General features: G+C 51.1%; 11 protein-coding genes. 5 read left to right on the top strand and 6 right to left on the bottom strand.

What is annotated here, in order from left to right; all coding sequences use genetic code 11:
* Positions 1-39 precede the first annotated feature (39 nt).
* From Q4E40_RS13970 to Q4E40_RS13980, 3 genes are all read right to left on the bottom strand, one after another.
* On the bottom strand, positions 40-951 hold the full coding sequence (locus Q4E40_RS13970) for an amidohydrolase family protein (protein ID WP_303412994.1): 912 nt from the start codon (positions 949-951) through the stop codon (positions 40-42).
* A gap of 317 nt (positions 952-1268) precedes the next feature.
* Positions 1269-2111, bottom strand: coding sequence for a 1,4-dihydroxy-2-naphthoyl-CoA synthase (locus Q4E40_RS13975; protein WP_303412996.1), 843 nt, complete (start codon positions 2109-2111; stop codon positions 1269-1271).
* 66 nt (positions 2112-2177) lie between these two features.
* A complete protein-coding gene (locus Q4E40_RS13980) occupies positions 2178-3011 on the bottom strand; it encodes an FkbM family methyltransferase (RefSeq protein ID WP_303412998.1) in 834 nt (277 codons plus the stop codon).
* Positions 3012-3233: 222 nt separating this feature from the next.
* Here Q4E40_RS13980 and hslV point away from each other — a divergent pair, with 222 nt between their 5' ends.
* The 5 genes from hslV (at position 3234) to Q4E40_RS14005 (ending at position 7452) form a co-directional block, all read left to right on the top strand.
* The gene (hslV, locus tag Q4E40_RS13985; protein WP_303412999.1) at positions 3234-3776 is read left to right on the top strand and encodes an ATP-dependent protease subunit HslV; all 543 of its coding nucleotides are present in this window, start codon (positions 3234-3236) and stop codon (positions 3774-3776) included.
* A 17-nt stretch (positions 3777-3793) separates the two neighbouring features.
* Positions 3794-4363: a Crp/Fnr family transcriptional regulator gene (locus tag Q4E40_RS13990; protein ID WP_303413000.1), complete on the top strand. Its 570-nt coding sequence runs from the start codon at positions 3794-3796 to the stop codon at positions 4361-4363.
* A gap of 62 nt (positions 4364-4425) precedes the next feature.
* Positions 4426-4743, top strand: a complete 318-nt coding sequence (locus Q4E40_RS13995) for a DMT family transporter (RefSeq protein ID WP_303413001.1) — start codon at positions 4426-4428, stop codon at positions 4741-4743.
* A gap of 112 nt (positions 4744-4855) precedes the next feature.
* Positions 4856-5827: a deoxyhypusine synthase family protein gene (locus Q4E40_RS14000; protein WP_303413003.1), complete on the top strand. Its 972-nt coding sequence runs from the start codon at positions 4856-4858 to the stop codon at positions 5825-5827.
* Positions 5828-6180: 353 nt separating this feature from the next.
* Positions 6181-7452, top strand: coding sequence for a hypothetical protein (locus Q4E40_RS14005; protein ID WP_303413004.1), 1272 nt, complete (start codon positions 6181-6183; stop codon positions 7450-7452).
* 82 nt (positions 7453-7534) lie between these two features.
* On the opposite strand, the gene Q4E40_RS14010 is transcribed toward Q4E40_RS14005, so the two are convergent.
* From Q4E40_RS14010 to Q4E40_RS14020, 3 genes are all read right to left on the bottom strand, one after another.
* Positions 7535-10117 carry a M1 family metallopeptidase gene (locus tag Q4E40_RS14010; protein ID WP_303413006.1) on the bottom strand — a complete coding sequence of 861 codons (2583 nt, stop codon included), beginning with the start codon at positions 10115-10117 and terminating at the stop codon, positions 7535-7537.
* Positions 10118-11103: 986 nt separating this feature from the next.
* Positions 11104-13299 carry a catalase gene (locus Q4E40_RS14015; protein ID WP_303413008.1) on the bottom strand — a complete coding sequence of 732 codons (2196 nt, stop codon included), beginning with the start codon at positions 13297-13299 and terminating at the stop codon, positions 11104-11106.
* Between the two features lie 256 nt (positions 13300-13555).
* Entirely contained in the window at positions 13556-14107 is a 552-nt protein-coding gene (locus Q4E40_RS14020) for a 2'-5' RNA ligase family protein (protein WP_303413009.1), read from the bottom strand.
* Between the last annotated feature and the right edge of the window lie 193 nt (positions 14108-14300).

Here is a 14300-nt window from a genome sequence, read left to right on the forward strand (position 1 = left end):
CTTGAAGGCCTGATTTATTGCAACTGCTGTTAGGCACGGTTATTCTTTCAGTTTTAAAAATCTTGCAGCGTTGTTATAGAAAATGTCTTCTTTGTCTTGTTTGGTCAAAAAGTCGAGGCTATTCAGGAAATTAATTGACTTCTCAATAGCATAAGGCCATATCATCTGATCCGATCCGAACATTACTCTGTTTAGATATCCGGCATGTTTAGCATTTTTTAGGAAGTCGGCAATATACCTTTGAGTGTTTGGTTCTACCCATAACATCGCGGCAACATCTGTGTAGAGTTGTGGATAATAGGCCATAAGTCGGATTCCGCGTTCTGGCCAGTCTTCTCCCCCTGCATGCATCATATAGATTCTGAGCTTAGGGTATCGTACCAATACATCTTCAATTAAGTAAGGGTCTCCTAACTGTAGCCTTGCTTTGGGTGACCATGAATAAGTTCCGCCGGGATCGCCACCCCCGGTATGAACAGCAACCGGAATGTCATATTTTTCACATATACGCAGGTATGGTTGCCAGATGGAATCGCTTAGTGTGGTACCGCTATAGTAGGGGGCAATTTCACCGAATACTTCGATCTTTTTCTCTTTAATTAACTGTTCGAATTTTAAAGTGTCCAACTCATAATCTTCTGGCGAATACATCAAAATTCCTCTGATTACAATATCATCAGTATCTTTTGCCGACCAGTTCGCCACACTTCCGGGGTGCCCGCTAACCACAGCTTTCACAACATTCCACTTCTTAAAGGCTGCAAAGGTCTCCACTCTATGCGCTTCTGCATTTGCTGCCCCCTTCATTCCATAATAATCTGTTGCTGGTTCTTTTCCGCCAAAGTCTCTGTTTGTGTAGGAGTGAATATGCATGTCAATAATTCTCGTCTTGGATTGCGCCAACAAGAACTGCGGAAGTAAGGCGAGAAAAATTAAAATGCATTTGTTCATGATTCCTCCCTTCTAATTGTGCTTGACTAGTTAATGTGTTTTATTCTAAACCTTTACTATATGCAATAGCTGGTAGCACCGCTCCAGGAAAATCACAGTCTTTTTGATACACCCAAGATTCACCTTTATACGTTTTAAACTTTTAAAAACCACTAACACATGTCTGGTAATCAGGTCTGTAGTTGGTTATTGAGTATGATGTCTTAATCATTCATCATCTTCCGGAATTGTATTTACCCGATTCATGATAGCCCAAACAACAAAAAAGCCGCTCCTCTACAGAGCGGCTTCTCTATTCTATACCTAATGGCTATACCTTACGGAATCCATTTGATATCCTTGAAGTCCGGCTTGCGCTTCTCCAGGAAGGCGTTGCGGCCTTCTTTGGCTTCGTCGGTCATGTAGGCAAGGCGGGTGGCTTCGCCGGCGAACACCTGCTGGCCCACCATACCGTCGTCGGTGAGGTTGAAAGCAAATTTCAGCATTTTGATAGAGGTAGGGGACTTGGCCAGGATTTCCTGCGCCCACTCGTAGGCGGTGTCTTCCAGTTCGGCATGCGGGATCACAGCATTCACCATGCCCATGTCGTAAGCATCCTGTGCGGAGTAGTTGCGGCCGAGGAAGAAGATCTCGCGAGCGCGTTTCTGACCCACCATTTTGGCCAGGTAGGCTGAACCATAACCACCGTCGAAGCTGGTTACGTCGGCATCTGTCTGTTTAAAGATCGCGTGCTCCTGGCTGGCCAGCGTGAGGTCACACACCACATGCAGGGAGTGTCCGCCACCTACGGCCCAGCCCGGTACCACGGCGATCACCACCTTTGGCATAAAGCGGATCAGGCGCTGCACTTCCAGGATGTTCAGTCGCGGCATACCGGCCTCATCCACATAGCCCTGGTGGCCACGTGCGTTCTGGTCGCCGCCGCTGCAGAAGGAATATACCCCGTCTTTGGTCGAAGGTCCCTCGGCCGACAACAGCACTACTCCGATTGAGGTGTCTTCGCGGGCATCCAGGAAAGCCTCGAACAATTCGCCCACTGTTTTCGGGCGGAAGGCATTGCGCACGTTTGGCCGGTTGAAGGCGATGCGGGCCACGCCATTGCATTTCTTGTAGGTGATGTCTTCGTATTCTTTAACTGTTACCCAGTTTGCTTTGCTCATTATCGTCAGTTTTTGATGTAAAATTATCGCATTTTCAGCTTTGCAGCAAATATCGTCACTTGGCTCTTATCCCTGTGTGCCGGCTAACAGGCCTTTTCTGCTAAACTTTATCACGTGCGGGAAGCCGAGGGTATGCTGGTCGCCTACGGGTTGGTATTTATACGTTGCCCCTGTCATGCTGAGTAGCCTGTTGTATTTCTGTTGCATGTCTTCGCTGCTGGCATGCAGTTCCACAACGAGCTGCAACATGTCGTTCAGGCGACCCGATGCACTTAGCTCTTCCAGAAGTTGAAATTCCGCTCCTTCAATGTCCACTTTCAAAAAGTCAACTTCCCGGGCGGGTGGTAATAAGCTGGATAGTCTGTACGCCTGCAAACGCTGCCTGGTGCCTTTGGCGATGGAGGGGTTCAGGGAGCCGTTCAAACCGGCCGTGGCGGCAGGTATATAAAAATCAACCTTGCCTTCGGTGTCCGAGAGTACGTAATTAAACAGGCGCACTCCCGCTAACTTATTGGCCGAAACGTTGCGTTGCAGCAAGGCAAAGGCATCAGGATTTGCTTCATACGCCCAGACCTCACACTCAGGGTATAGTTGCTTAAAATAGAGCACCGCCATGCCAATGTTAGCACCGCAGTCCACGATAAAGGGCCGTTTGGCATCGGTTTCGAAACGGTATACCTGCTTGATGAAAATATCCGTGTAAAGCTCGGTTAGAGTCACGTAACTATATCCGGCAACGGTAAAGCCTTCCAGTTGCAGCTGTATGATTTCGTCGGTTTTTTTGCTGAGCTTGGCTTGCGCGTAGATGCGCAGGAGGGTTAGGAAGGTACCAAGCCGACCAGCCAGATGCGTATTCTGGCGGCTAGAGGCAAGCTTCCATAACCTGAAAAGTGTCAGCATTAGAAATCATTAAGTGAAGTGACCGGCAATGGCTATACCTGACACAAAGGCTCCTGTACAGCGAAGATACGGTTTCTCTACATGACACCCAATCTATACCTGCTGCTCACCCGACAATTTGTCGGCTGCTATACCTTTGGCTTTTTGTTTGCAGATGCCCATGCTTTAGCACAAGCATTTTAAGGTATAACCGTATACCTTCACATAAACCAACACACAGCAATGGCAAAAATAAGATCGACTACAGTAGTAGGCATATACCACAACGGAGAAGTATGCGTAGGTGCCGACGGACAGGCCACCATGGACAAGCACATCGCCAAGAGCAACGTGAAGAAGATTCGCAAGCTGCTAGACGGCAAGATCGTGACGGGCTTTGCCGGCTCCACTGCCGATGCCTTCACCCTGCTGGAGCGCTTCGAAGAGAAGCTGAACACCTACCAGAGCAATATGAAGCGTGCCGCCATCGAACTGGCCAAAGACTGGCGCAAAGACCAGTACCTGCGCAAGCTCGAGGCAATGATGGTCGTAGCCAACAAAGAGGAGCTGCTCATCATCTCCGGCACCGGCGACGTGCTGGAGCCTGACAACCAGATTGCGGCCATCGGCTCGGGCAGCATGTTCGCCCATGCAGCAGCCCTTGCTCTGAAGAAGCACGCGCCACACCTCACGGCAGAAGAAATGGTACGCGAAAGCCTCAACATTGCAGCCGACATCTGCATCTACACCAACCACAACCTCATTCTCGAGAAACCGGCCAAGTAAATTCAGGTATAGCGCACATGGTGCAGACCATCGAACAGGCCATCCGGCAATTATACCCCATCTCTGATAAAACCTTTGGACAGCTCACGGCGCTCATGCAGCGGCAGGAGTTGCCCAAAGGCCATATTCTTTTCCGGGAGGGGGAGGTGAGCAACAAAGTGTATTTTATGGAGCGGGGCATTGCACGCGCCTTCTGCTACCGCAACGACCAGGAAGTAACGTTCTGGTTCGGCGCCGAAAACGAGATGTTGCTTTCCTACTATAGCTATGTGGCCAATAAGCCCGGCTACGAAACCGTGGAGTTGCTCGAAAACGCGGTGGTACACGCCATCGATCTGGCCCGTCTGCAGGACCTATACCTGACCAACATCGAATTGGCCAACTGGGGCCGCAAGCTCGCCGAGTACGAACTCATCAAAACGGAGGAGCGGTTCATGGTCTTCCAGTTTCAATCGGCTACCGAGCGCTACAAAGCCCTGCTGCAGCAAAACCCCGGCCTCATACAGCGCGTTCCCCTCAACCAGATCGCCTCATACCTGGGCGTGACACAGGTTACCCTCAGCCGCATTAGGGCGCAAGTCAGGTGATTTTTTAACATTTGTTAAATTTCTTTTGACGCCAAGTCCCGACCTTTGTAAAAAAAGGAAAAATGGGCTGGATTTACTTAATCATTGCAGGCATGTTTGAGATCGGGTTTACCACCTGCCTCAAGCTCTCCAACAACTTTAGTGTGCTGAAGTGGTCAGTCGGCTTCTTCATCTGCATCTCCCTGAGCTTCTTCCTGCTCAACAAAGCCATTCAGACCATCCCCATGGGCACCGCCTATGCCATCTGGACAGGTATAGGAGCTGTAGGCACCGTGATCATCGGCATGATCCTCTACAAGGAGCCAACTGATTTCTGGCGCCTGTTCTTCGTCTTCCTGCTCATCGGCTCCATTATTGGCCTAAAGCTGGTGTCGAAGTAGGAAGGGCCCGGATGTCATTTTAAAGCTTATCTTTGCCGAAGTACATATTTTTTAACTCATAGCGAGTTACAGGAGTATAAACACGAATCAGTAAAAGCATAAACACAAGGAAATGGAAGTATCTAATTTTTTAAAGAAGCACTACAAACACTTCAATGCTGCTTCGCTCATCGACGCTGCCGAAGGATATAAGACGCACCTCAACAACGGGGGCAAAATGCTCGTGTCACTGGCTGGTGCCATGTCTACGGCGGAGCTGGGCATCATCCTGGCCGAGATGATCCGCCAGGACAAAGTGCACGCGATCTCTTGTACCGGTGCCAACCTCGAGGAGGATATCTTCAACCTGGTAGCGCACGATTTCTACGAGCGCGTGCCGCATTACCGTGAGTTGTCAGCTGCCGACGAGGAAGAGCTGCTGAGCCGCCACATGAACCGCGTGACCGATACCTGTATACCTGAAGAGGAGGCCATGCGCCGTATCGAGCACACCGTGCTGAAGTTCTGGGAGAAAGCCGACCAGGAAGGCAAGTCTTACTTCCCGCACGAATTCTTCTACCAGATCCTGTTGTCAGGTGACCTGGAGCAGTACTACCAGATCGACCCGAAAAACAGCTGGATGCTGGAAGCTGCTAAAAAGAACCTGCCGATCATCTGCCCGGGCTGGGAAGACTCCACGTTGGGTAACATCTACGCCGGTCACGTGATCAGCGGCGACATTAAGAATGTGCACACCATGCGCACAGGTATACAGTACATGATCTACCTGGCTGACTGGTATACTGAGAACGCAAAAGAGGAGTCTACGATAGGTTTCTTCCAGGTTGGCGGCGGTATAGCCGGTGACTTCCCGATCTGCGTGGTGCCGATGCTGCACCAGGATCTGCAGCGCACGAACGTTCCGCTTTGGGGCTACTTCGCGCAAATCTCTGACTCTACGACCAGCTACGGTTCTTACTCCGGCGCTGTACCAAACGAGAAGATCACCTGGGGTAAACTCGGCAAAGACACACCAAAGTATATGATCGAGTCAGACGCCACCATCGTAGCGCCGCTCATCTTCGCGATCGTGCTGGATATGTAATTTCTGCGACCAGGGAATTTCCTGACAAGAGAAATTCCAGATAAATAGAGAAGCCCGCTGCATCAACAGCGGGCTTTTTGTTTTGCAGACAACTGATATCGGCTCTTCAATACAGAAGCCCTTTAGTGCCGGCCTGCGAAAGGTATAGGGAAGCTGTATTTCAAAACCTGGTATTCCGGTATTCGGATTGGGTAGTTTGCAGCGGTGTGAATGTATATGCTCTAGGAGCCGTTACAGTGATCATAAATCAAGCCGAATACTGACCCGGCGACTGGTATGAAAATTCTGGGGCTGAATCTTAAACCACAAGTTACCAGTATATTAATCCTATCATATATTCATAACAACCCTATATGAAAACAACCTTTACCCTTATACTGCTGTTGAGCTGCTCCCTTGTTTTCGGGCAGAAAAAGTTTATGCCGGGTCGGTACGTGACGCACCAGGGGGACACCGTGCAAGTGCTCATCAACGACCAGAACTGGAAAAGAAGTCCCACCTACATCGAAGTGAAGCAGGACTTGTCCAGCACCAGCACACAGCGACTCGGCGTGGCAGACATCAAAGGATTCTCGCTTACCTTTGGTGACAGGTATGAAGTGCATGCCGTGGATAAGGAAAAGAGCGTGACGAAGATAGGCAGCACCTACATCTACGACAGCCAGTCCAGCATGGTGCGGGACACCGTGTTTCTGCGCGTCCTGGTCAAAGGCAGGGTGAGTTTGTATACATTGAATGAACCGGATGCCCAGGAGCGCATCTACATGCAGAAAGACGGCGAACCTCCTGTTGAACTAGTGTACCGCTCCATTATGAAGCGATCAGCTGGCAAGTCAGGCCTGGTGAAACTGCCGGTTTACAGGGGAATGCTGACCGCTAAGATGACGGACTGCCAGGATTTGGCCAACAAGATAAGCAAGGTGGCCTTCAAGCCGTCGGCTCTGAAACGTCTGGTGCAGGACTACAACATGTGCGCCAGCGGCACCGAGGGAGACTATGTAGCCGCTGAAGAGAAGGTAAATTTCAGTGTTTATGCCTTAGGAGGCGTTTCATATACCTCCCTGAACATCAATGGCCATCCGAGCAGGGCACTAAACGAACCCGAGTTCACAGGGATGGGCTATACCCTCGGCACTTCCTTTATCGCCACACTCCCCAGAAGCCATGGCAAATATGCCCTGATAGGAGAGTTGCTCTACAAAGCCTATCGAAATGAGGGAACCTTCAAACACGTGAACCCGCACACAGAGGAGGTTTACACGGAATATACCACCACTTTTGACATGTCCCAGCTGGCGATCAACGTAATGGGACGTTACCGGCTTCTGGACAAAAGTATACGGCCGTACATAAGCCTGGGTGTTGGCAACAGCTTCATCATACATGATAATAGCCACCAGGAAGTATACTCTCCATCCTATCCAACAGGGAATCGCGAAGGAGGCAACCCAATGGCCAACGTCATGCGAAAGCATGAGCAGGTGTTGCTGCTAGGTATAGGAGGCGAGTGGAAACGAGTGCAGACAGAGGTGCGGCTTGAAAATGGAAATGGTTTCTCTGCTGCAAAGGGCGTGAAAACCGCCAATAATTCAGTGACCCTCCGACTAGGCTACAAAATAAAGTAAAACAGACATTGCTATACGCAAGAGAGGCTACCCGATTCCGTTGGGGTAGCCTCTCTTGTTTTTCAAGCCGTGCAATTTACCATTACTGCTTCACTAGTTTCTCCGCCCTGAACACATGGTCCGCAGCCTGCAGAATTTTGCCTTTCAGCTTGGGGTTGTAGTCCGGGTGCTCGGCCAGAAATGTGCGAATGGCGGCGGCGGCCGTCGGCGTCTGGTAATACCCAAGCGTGGATTGCAGCCAGTTGGTAGGGAAGAAGATGTCGCCGGTCAGTTGAATTTCTTCCACCAGTTCCAGGCTCTCACGCAGGTATTTCTCTGACGAGGCTGCCCGCAGTGGGTGGTGCAGGTAGGAGAGGGCAGAACCCACCCAGGCTTCCTTGTCACGGTTGCCGCGATCTTTGAGCGTGGCAAAAAAGGCGTCACGCACCTGTTCGTTTCCTGACAGGGCCGGCATCAAGTACTGCAGACGTTTTTGACGGTCCGGGTTTTTGAGGCGTGCCAGTTGTTGGCGCAGTATACCTTCCGAATCAGCGTAGTCACGCACAGCCAGCGACAGGGCCAGGGGGGTATAGTCCTCTTCGGTGAGGGTGACGCCTGTTGGTGCTTTCTGAGTCTGCCATACCTGGTGTAAACGATCCTGCGCCTCACGAGTCATGGCTATGTTTTGGTAAGCTTTGAAGAGCAATTTTTTGGCATTCCCGGATTGCTGTTTCTCCATGGCCCCCCACAAAATTTTCTCATAGGCAGGGGCTAATTTCGCTCTTTGCTCCGGACTGGTGAATTTCCAGAAGGTGTCGCTCAGGTAACCTGTTAATAGCTTCAGATTCAACTCGTCCTGCTCGTTAGCTGATTGCGGGAGCGCAATATGCTGCAGGATATCGGGCGTGATGTCCACTCCGTTGAGCATATTCTCATACAAATTGATGTAGGATGAAGCTCGCATCACGGGATTCTGTAGTCTATTGAGGTAGCTAAGGCCACGCGCATCGATTGGGAAAGTACCGTAGCCCTGCCCGGAGGAGTTGAACAACACATAGAGCGGCCATTCTTTACCAATCACCTCCTGGAATTCAATGGAGGGACGGTCCATGTTTACCGTATATTCCTCGACGCGGTCATCGTACACCAGGGCAACTTCAAAAAGCTGCGGCCACAGTCGTTCCGATCCGTCCTCGCCTTTTTGGGAGATAGAAAAAACGTTGATTTTCCCATCTTCCACATCCAGCTTACTGTCGAACACCGGACGGCCCGGTTCATTCACCCATACCTGGTTCCAGGCCTGCAGGTCTACTGGCGTGCGGGCATCCAGAATCTCAATCAGTTGTGGCCAGGTGGCGTTGCTGTTGGCATAGGTTTTCAGGTATACCTGCAGCCCTTCCTGAAACGCTTTTTCGCCCATCAGCCGCTCCAGCTGCCGCATCATAATGGGGGCCTTGTGGTAGATGATGTGCCCGTAGAGCGAGCCGGCATCCTGCAGATTAGCCAGGTCCTGACGGATCGGGTTGGCGCCTGCCGTACGGTCTACACTGTAGGCCGCGGGAAAGTGGTCGATCAGGAATTTGAGGTCGTAATTGCTGTCCTTTACCGTCGTTTTGGAGATTTTATCGGCCATGAAGTTGGCAAACACCTCTTTCATCCACACGTCGTTGAACCAGCGCATTGTTACCAGGTCGCCGAACCACATGTGCGCCGTTTCGTGCGCGATCAGGTTAGAACGTGCCACCAGCTGGTCTTTAGTCGCGCCTTCGTCCAGGAACAGGGTAGAGGCCTTGTAGTCGATTGCCCCCACGTGCTCCATACCGCCATACTGGAAATCAGGTATAGCCACAAAGTCGAATTTCTGGAAAGGGTAGGGAATCCGGGTGTAGTCCTCCATAAAGTCGAGCGCATCACGGTGAATGCTGAAGATCGGGGCAACACTCTTCAGCTTGTCCGGATCGGTTTCGCGGTGGAGGAAATGCATGGTACGGCCGCGATCTTCGTTCGTGATCCTTCTAAAATCGCCTGCCGCAAAAGAGAAGAGGTAGGTCGGAATGGTATCGGAAGGCAGGTAGGTATAGGTCTTGGTCGCGCCGGTCAGTACCGAGTCCTGCAATGGGGCATTGGCCAGGGCTTTCCAGTCCTTCGGCAGCGTTAGTGAGAGGGTGAACACCGCTTTCAGGTCCGGCTGATCGAAGCAGGGGAACACGGTACGGGCCCGGTCCGGCACAAGCAAGGTATAGAGGTAATCCTCGTTGCGGTTGAGCGAGAGGTTGCCGGCCGTAAAGCCAAGCTGCACTTGGTTATGGCCTTCTTTCAGGTAGCGCGGCTCGATGACGATGTGCTCGTTCCGGAACACAATCGGGATCTGTTTCCCATTCACCCGAACGGCATGCAATTGATCCTGCTGCTCTTTAAAATCGATCTGCAGCGCCTGCTCCTTGTTGAGCAGGTGAAACGAAATGACTTCGGAAGCAGGTATAGACGCGTCCTTAGCGGCAGGGATTTGCAGCTTGATATCATACTGCACATTGCGCAAGGTCTGTTTGCGGTACTCCGCCAGTTCGCGCGACACACCCGTCTCGACAGGTAAGGTATAGGCGCTGGTGGCAGGGGTTTTGCTGCAAGCTCCAAGCAGCAGGAGCGACAGGGCTGCGGCGCTCAAGGTATAGTTAAAGTTGTTCATTTGCTCTGAGTGTATGCTGTAAATATAGTGGGAAAGGTGAAATGATACCCACCCTGACACTCAGAATCAGGATTTTCAATGAAGGTGGTCATCCTATTGCCTTATTGTCTGAATCAGGATTTTCAGGATTTAAGGATTTTCAGGATGCTCGTGCACGATTGACATCCCCCTGTCTGATTCTTTATCGAGGACCCTAACCAAGGGGGATTTTCTATAGCTACCAAATCAAAGGTGTAGTAGTTACAGCAGATTTTTTGCTAAACCGGGTCCAACCACCCCTACCCTCTAATCTAAGGGAAGGTTAACCTAAGCTGTCATCTCGACGATAGGAGATATCTCGATTCTTTCAAAATTTTCACGCTCATTCGGATTTCTCTCGAAAAGAGGGCGCCTACCCCCAGGCGGGGAATCTGTGACTATCAATCCAAAGGTAAAAGTGCCATAGCTACCGTTATACACCCCGACAGGTATAGCAAGACTAACTTGCCCCGGAGTCTACGAAGTGAATCACGCTAGCCAAGTGCACCATTTGGCGCTCCACTGTTCGAGCGTTCAGTGAGTGGGGGTAGGGGCCCTCGATTTGGAGCGTCTTGATTTTTTTGCTTACTGGGGGTAGGGGCCCTCTTTCTCTTCATCAAGGAAAAAAGTACGGCCCGCCCGGCCAGGGCAAGCTACAAAGCAATGCAGGCTGCTATACCTGCAACAACCCCTACTACGTTAGCTACAAACTGGCTGTATGCAAAACCACAGGTTGCGCTTCGCTAAACTTGCGGTATGTTGGGCTTCAATGAAATCATTTATACCTAAACCTGGAGGCTATACCCTGTGCCCGGGCCAGAGGCCCCACAATAACCTTCAAGAGCGTGGACGCTCGCGCCATGGCGCACCATCAAGCCAGCTGGAAGCACTACTCACCACAAAAGCAAAAGCCGCGAATATCACGGCTTTTGCTCCAAACAAACAATCAATAACAAACATCCAAATGCTTAAGCTGGTGTCATAGTTTTTTCGCGGTCCCAGTGGCGGTGCTTCTTGATGGCCTCCACAAACTTAGTGGCAAACTCACCGGCATCAGCGTTGGCTCCGGCCGTGATCACACCGGTGTGGGAAACTACTTTGCCTGACTCCTTGTCAGCGAAATTCACGCCTACCACAAATGCTCTCTCAAATAGATTGATGCCGAAACCGGAAGTGGCAATCGGCTTGCAGTGTTTGAAGGCCTCGGCGACAAAGTGCAGGGCATCACCCATACCCATCATTTTGCGCACACTCTTCTCTCCGTCCGGAATGTAGACGGCGTCGAACATGACAGATCCCGTCGTCACATGGCTCATATCCACCTCTAGTTCCTGACCAGTGCTGGAGATGCGCTTGCCCTGCACCTTCGACACGATCTTGGCATGAACGCCGGCAGCCTCCAGGGCTTCCTTCACTTGCATCGCCTCGTTGTAGTCGAAGCCATCTTCTATCAGGATGGCGACTCTGCGGGATTTGGAACCCTCTACCTTGTCTTTATCCATGCTGATGCTCGGCGATTCTGTCACAGACTTGCCTTGGCTGATTTTCTGCGAGGCGGCGTCTTTTACAAAGTTTCCGGTCGGCTCCGAATCCTGGTCTATTGGCATTTTAATACCTATACCTGCGGCCACCAGGGCAGCAAACTGCGGATCTACTCTATAGAAATTCGCCACTTGCCTTTCACGTATCGCTTTGATGTTCACCTTACCTAATTCAAAGTGTGCAGCCGATACCAGATGATCTTTTTCTGCCTCCGTAAGGGAGTTCCAGAACATGGTGGGCTGGCTGTAGTGGTCGTTGAAGCTTTCGCTGCGGGCGCGTATCTTGTGGCCTTCCACCTTCTCCATGTGGTGCACATAGCCGCCCATGTTCTCCGGGGCCATCATCGGGCAGCCGTTGCCAATCGAGTTAGGCCAGTAGTTGGCCTTGCCCTTGCCAATGGTCATCTTCATAAAACCCGCCCCGTGGTGGTTGTGAACCGGAGCCAGCGGCCTGTTGATCGGCACTTCGGTGAAGTTGATACTACTAAAACGGTTGATCTGCGTGTCGAGGTAAGAGAAGAGGCGGCCCTGCAGCAGCGGGTCGTTGGTCACGTCAATGCCCGGCACCAGGTTACCCGGGTGAAACGCCACCTGCTCGGTTTCTGCAAAGAAGTTGTCCGGGTTGCGGTTGAGCACCATCTTGCCAACCGGGCGGAGCGGAACCAGTTCTTCCGGGATGATTTTGGTGGCATCCAGCAGGTCAAAGTCATATTTGAATTCATCTTCTTCCGGCACCAGCTGAACCGACAGTTCATACTCCGGATAGTCGCCCATTTCGATGGCTTCCCACAGGTCGCGTCGATGCCAGTCAGGGTCTTTACCCGCCAGTTTCTGCGCCTCGTCCCATACCAGCGAATGCGCCCCCAGCATGGCGCGCCAGTGCAGTTTCACAAAAGTCGATTTACCAGCCTCATTAATGAAGCGGAAAGTGTGCACCCCGAAGCCGTCCATCATCCGGAAACTACGCGGAATAGCCCGGTCCGACAGCAGCCACATGATCATGTGGGTAGACTCAGGCATCAGGGATATGAAGTCCCAGAAGGTGTCGTGGGCGGCGGAGGCCTGCGGCATTTCGTTGTCCGGCTCAGGCTTCACGGCGTGCACCAGGTCGGGGAATTTGATGCCGTCCTGGATAAAGAAAACAGGTATGTTGTTGGCCACCAAGTCATAGTTGCCTTCTTCGGTGTAGAATTTCGTGGCAAAACCTCGTGCATCGCGCACCGAATCGGCAGATCCCCGTGAGCCCGCCACTGTGGAGAAACGCACGAACACAGGCGTCTTCGTGTTCGGGTCGGTCAGGAATTTGGCTTTGGTGAATTCCTTCAGCGAGCTGTCGTAGGGCTGGAAGTAACCGTGTGCGCCCGAACCACGGGCATGCACCACCCGCTCCGGTATGGACTCGTGGTCCAGGTGGGTCATTTTTTCGCGGAAGTGAAAGTCCTCCATCAGCGTTGGCCCGCGTTGTCCCGCTTTGAGCGAGTCGTCGGTATGGTTGACCCTCAGGCCCTGATCTGTGGTCATGTATTGGTCCTCACCGTCTGACCGAAAGTGCTTTAGTTGTTTGTTTTTGCTGTTTTCATCGACGCTTGTGGGCTTGGCTTTGTTGTTGTCTTTCTCTTCCATGGTTTAGTTTGTTTTTGGATGTAGGTGAGGTATACCTTTTTTGAAATCTGTGCGGAATTCTCTCCAACAATACGGGCCAGCATTTTAAGTGGTTAACAAAAAGTGAAACTTTACAAGATTAAAATGGAATTAAAATAAGACTTTAGGTATAGCCAAAGCAGGTATACCTGTGCTGTTTTTGGATAAAACACAGGTATAGCGCAAACATAATTAGGAGTATTCTGATTAAATGAAGAATTTCTTAATGCCCGTATTACTACAGACTAAACTCTTTACGGCCAAAGCTGTATTCGTCTTCCTTTAGGTAATAATCCCCGCATTTCTGCAGAATCGTCAGGTTGTCAATCGTGATTTCCCAGTTGAAGTTATAGTTGAAAAGAAAGGTAAGGACAGGTCCCAAGACATCAGGGGAGGTATCGCCGAGGGCAAGCGAAATATGAGGGAGCCACATGTTGGGGTTGTAGTAAACGCCCATTTCGCTGCTCATCTCAGAAATGTCGCGGTGCAGGCGGGCATGCAATTGGTTGAGTGGGGAGGTACGCAGCACTGGTATGTAAATGACCGGTTTCTCACCCGGAAACACGCCCAGGCCTGTAGTGCGGATTGTAAACGGCTCGGTCTCACGGCTGGTTTCCTGCAGGTATTGCTGGAGCTCTTCCATATCCGGGATTTCAGCCGTCAGCAGGGTCAGGTGCGGGTAGGGCGTCATCTTCACCTCGTTGAGTCCGAATTGGGAGTCGAGTAACTCGGTCAGTTCGGTCACACGTGCAGAATGGGAAGGGTCGAGCAGGGATGTAACTGCGATCATAAAAGGTTATTTTTTATTGCTGTTCTCAACGTCTCGCACACACATTTCTCAAAAGCATAAAGCTATAGAACGAGGCACATGTGATAATGTTTGCCTGTCCAGGGCTTTTAGCGGCGGGCAACGTCTTATTCTACGTATGAGGCGACTTTTGGTCTGTGGGCCTTTAAGCTGGGGATGTTTCCCAAAATAAGTA

It is taken from the genome of Pontibacter coccineus (assembly GCF_030546575.1).
Taxonomy (GTDB): domain Bacteria; phylum Bacteroidota; class Bacteroidia; order Cytophagales; family Hymenobacteraceae; genus Pontibacter; species Pontibacter coccineus.

Excerpts from the sequence above, each read along its gene's own strand:
- Q4E40_RS13970 (WP_303412994.1), bottom strand. The coding sequence starts at position 951 with ATGAACAAATGCATTTTAATTTTTCTCGCCTTACTTCCGCAGTTCTTG.
- Q4E40_RS13975 (WP_303412996.1), bottom strand. The coding sequence starts at position 2,111 with ATGAGCAAAGCAAACTGGGTAACAGTTAAAGAATACGAAGACATCACC.
- Q4E40_RS13980 (WP_303412998.1), bottom strand. The coding sequence starts at position 3,011 with ATGCTGACACTTTTCAGGTTATGGAAGCTTGCCTCTAGCCGCCAGAAT.
- hslV (WP_303412999.1), top strand. The coding sequence starts at position 3,234 with ATGGCAAAAATAAGATCGACTACAGTAGTAGGCATATACCACAACGGA.
- Q4E40_RS13990 (WP_303413000.1), top strand. The coding sequence starts at position 3,794 with ATGGTGCAGACCATCGAACAGGCCATCCGGCAATTATACCCCATCTCT.
- Q4E40_RS13995 (WP_303413001.1), top strand. The coding sequence starts at position 4,426 with ATGGGCTGGATTTACTTAATCATTGCAGGCATGTTTGAGATCGGGTTT.
- Q4E40_RS14000 (WP_303413003.1), top strand. The coding sequence starts at position 4,856 with ATGGAAGTATCTAATTTTTTAAAGAAGCACTACAAACACTTCAATGCT.
- Q4E40_RS14005 (WP_303413004.1), top strand. The coding sequence starts at position 6,181 with ATGAAAACAACCTTTACCCTTATACTGCTGTTGAGCTGCTCCCTTGTT.
- Q4E40_RS14010 (WP_303413006.1), bottom strand. The coding sequence starts at position 10,117 with ATGAACAACTTTAACTATACCTTGAGCGCCGCAGCCCTGTCGCTCCTG.
- Q4E40_RS14015 (WP_303413008.1), bottom strand. The coding sequence starts at position 13,299 with ATGGAAGAGAAAGACAACAACAAAGCCAAGCCCACAAGCGTCGATGAA.
- Q4E40_RS14020 (WP_303413009.1), bottom strand. The coding sequence starts at position 14,107 with ATGATCGCAGTTACATCCCTGCTCGACCCTTCCCATTCTGCACGTGTG.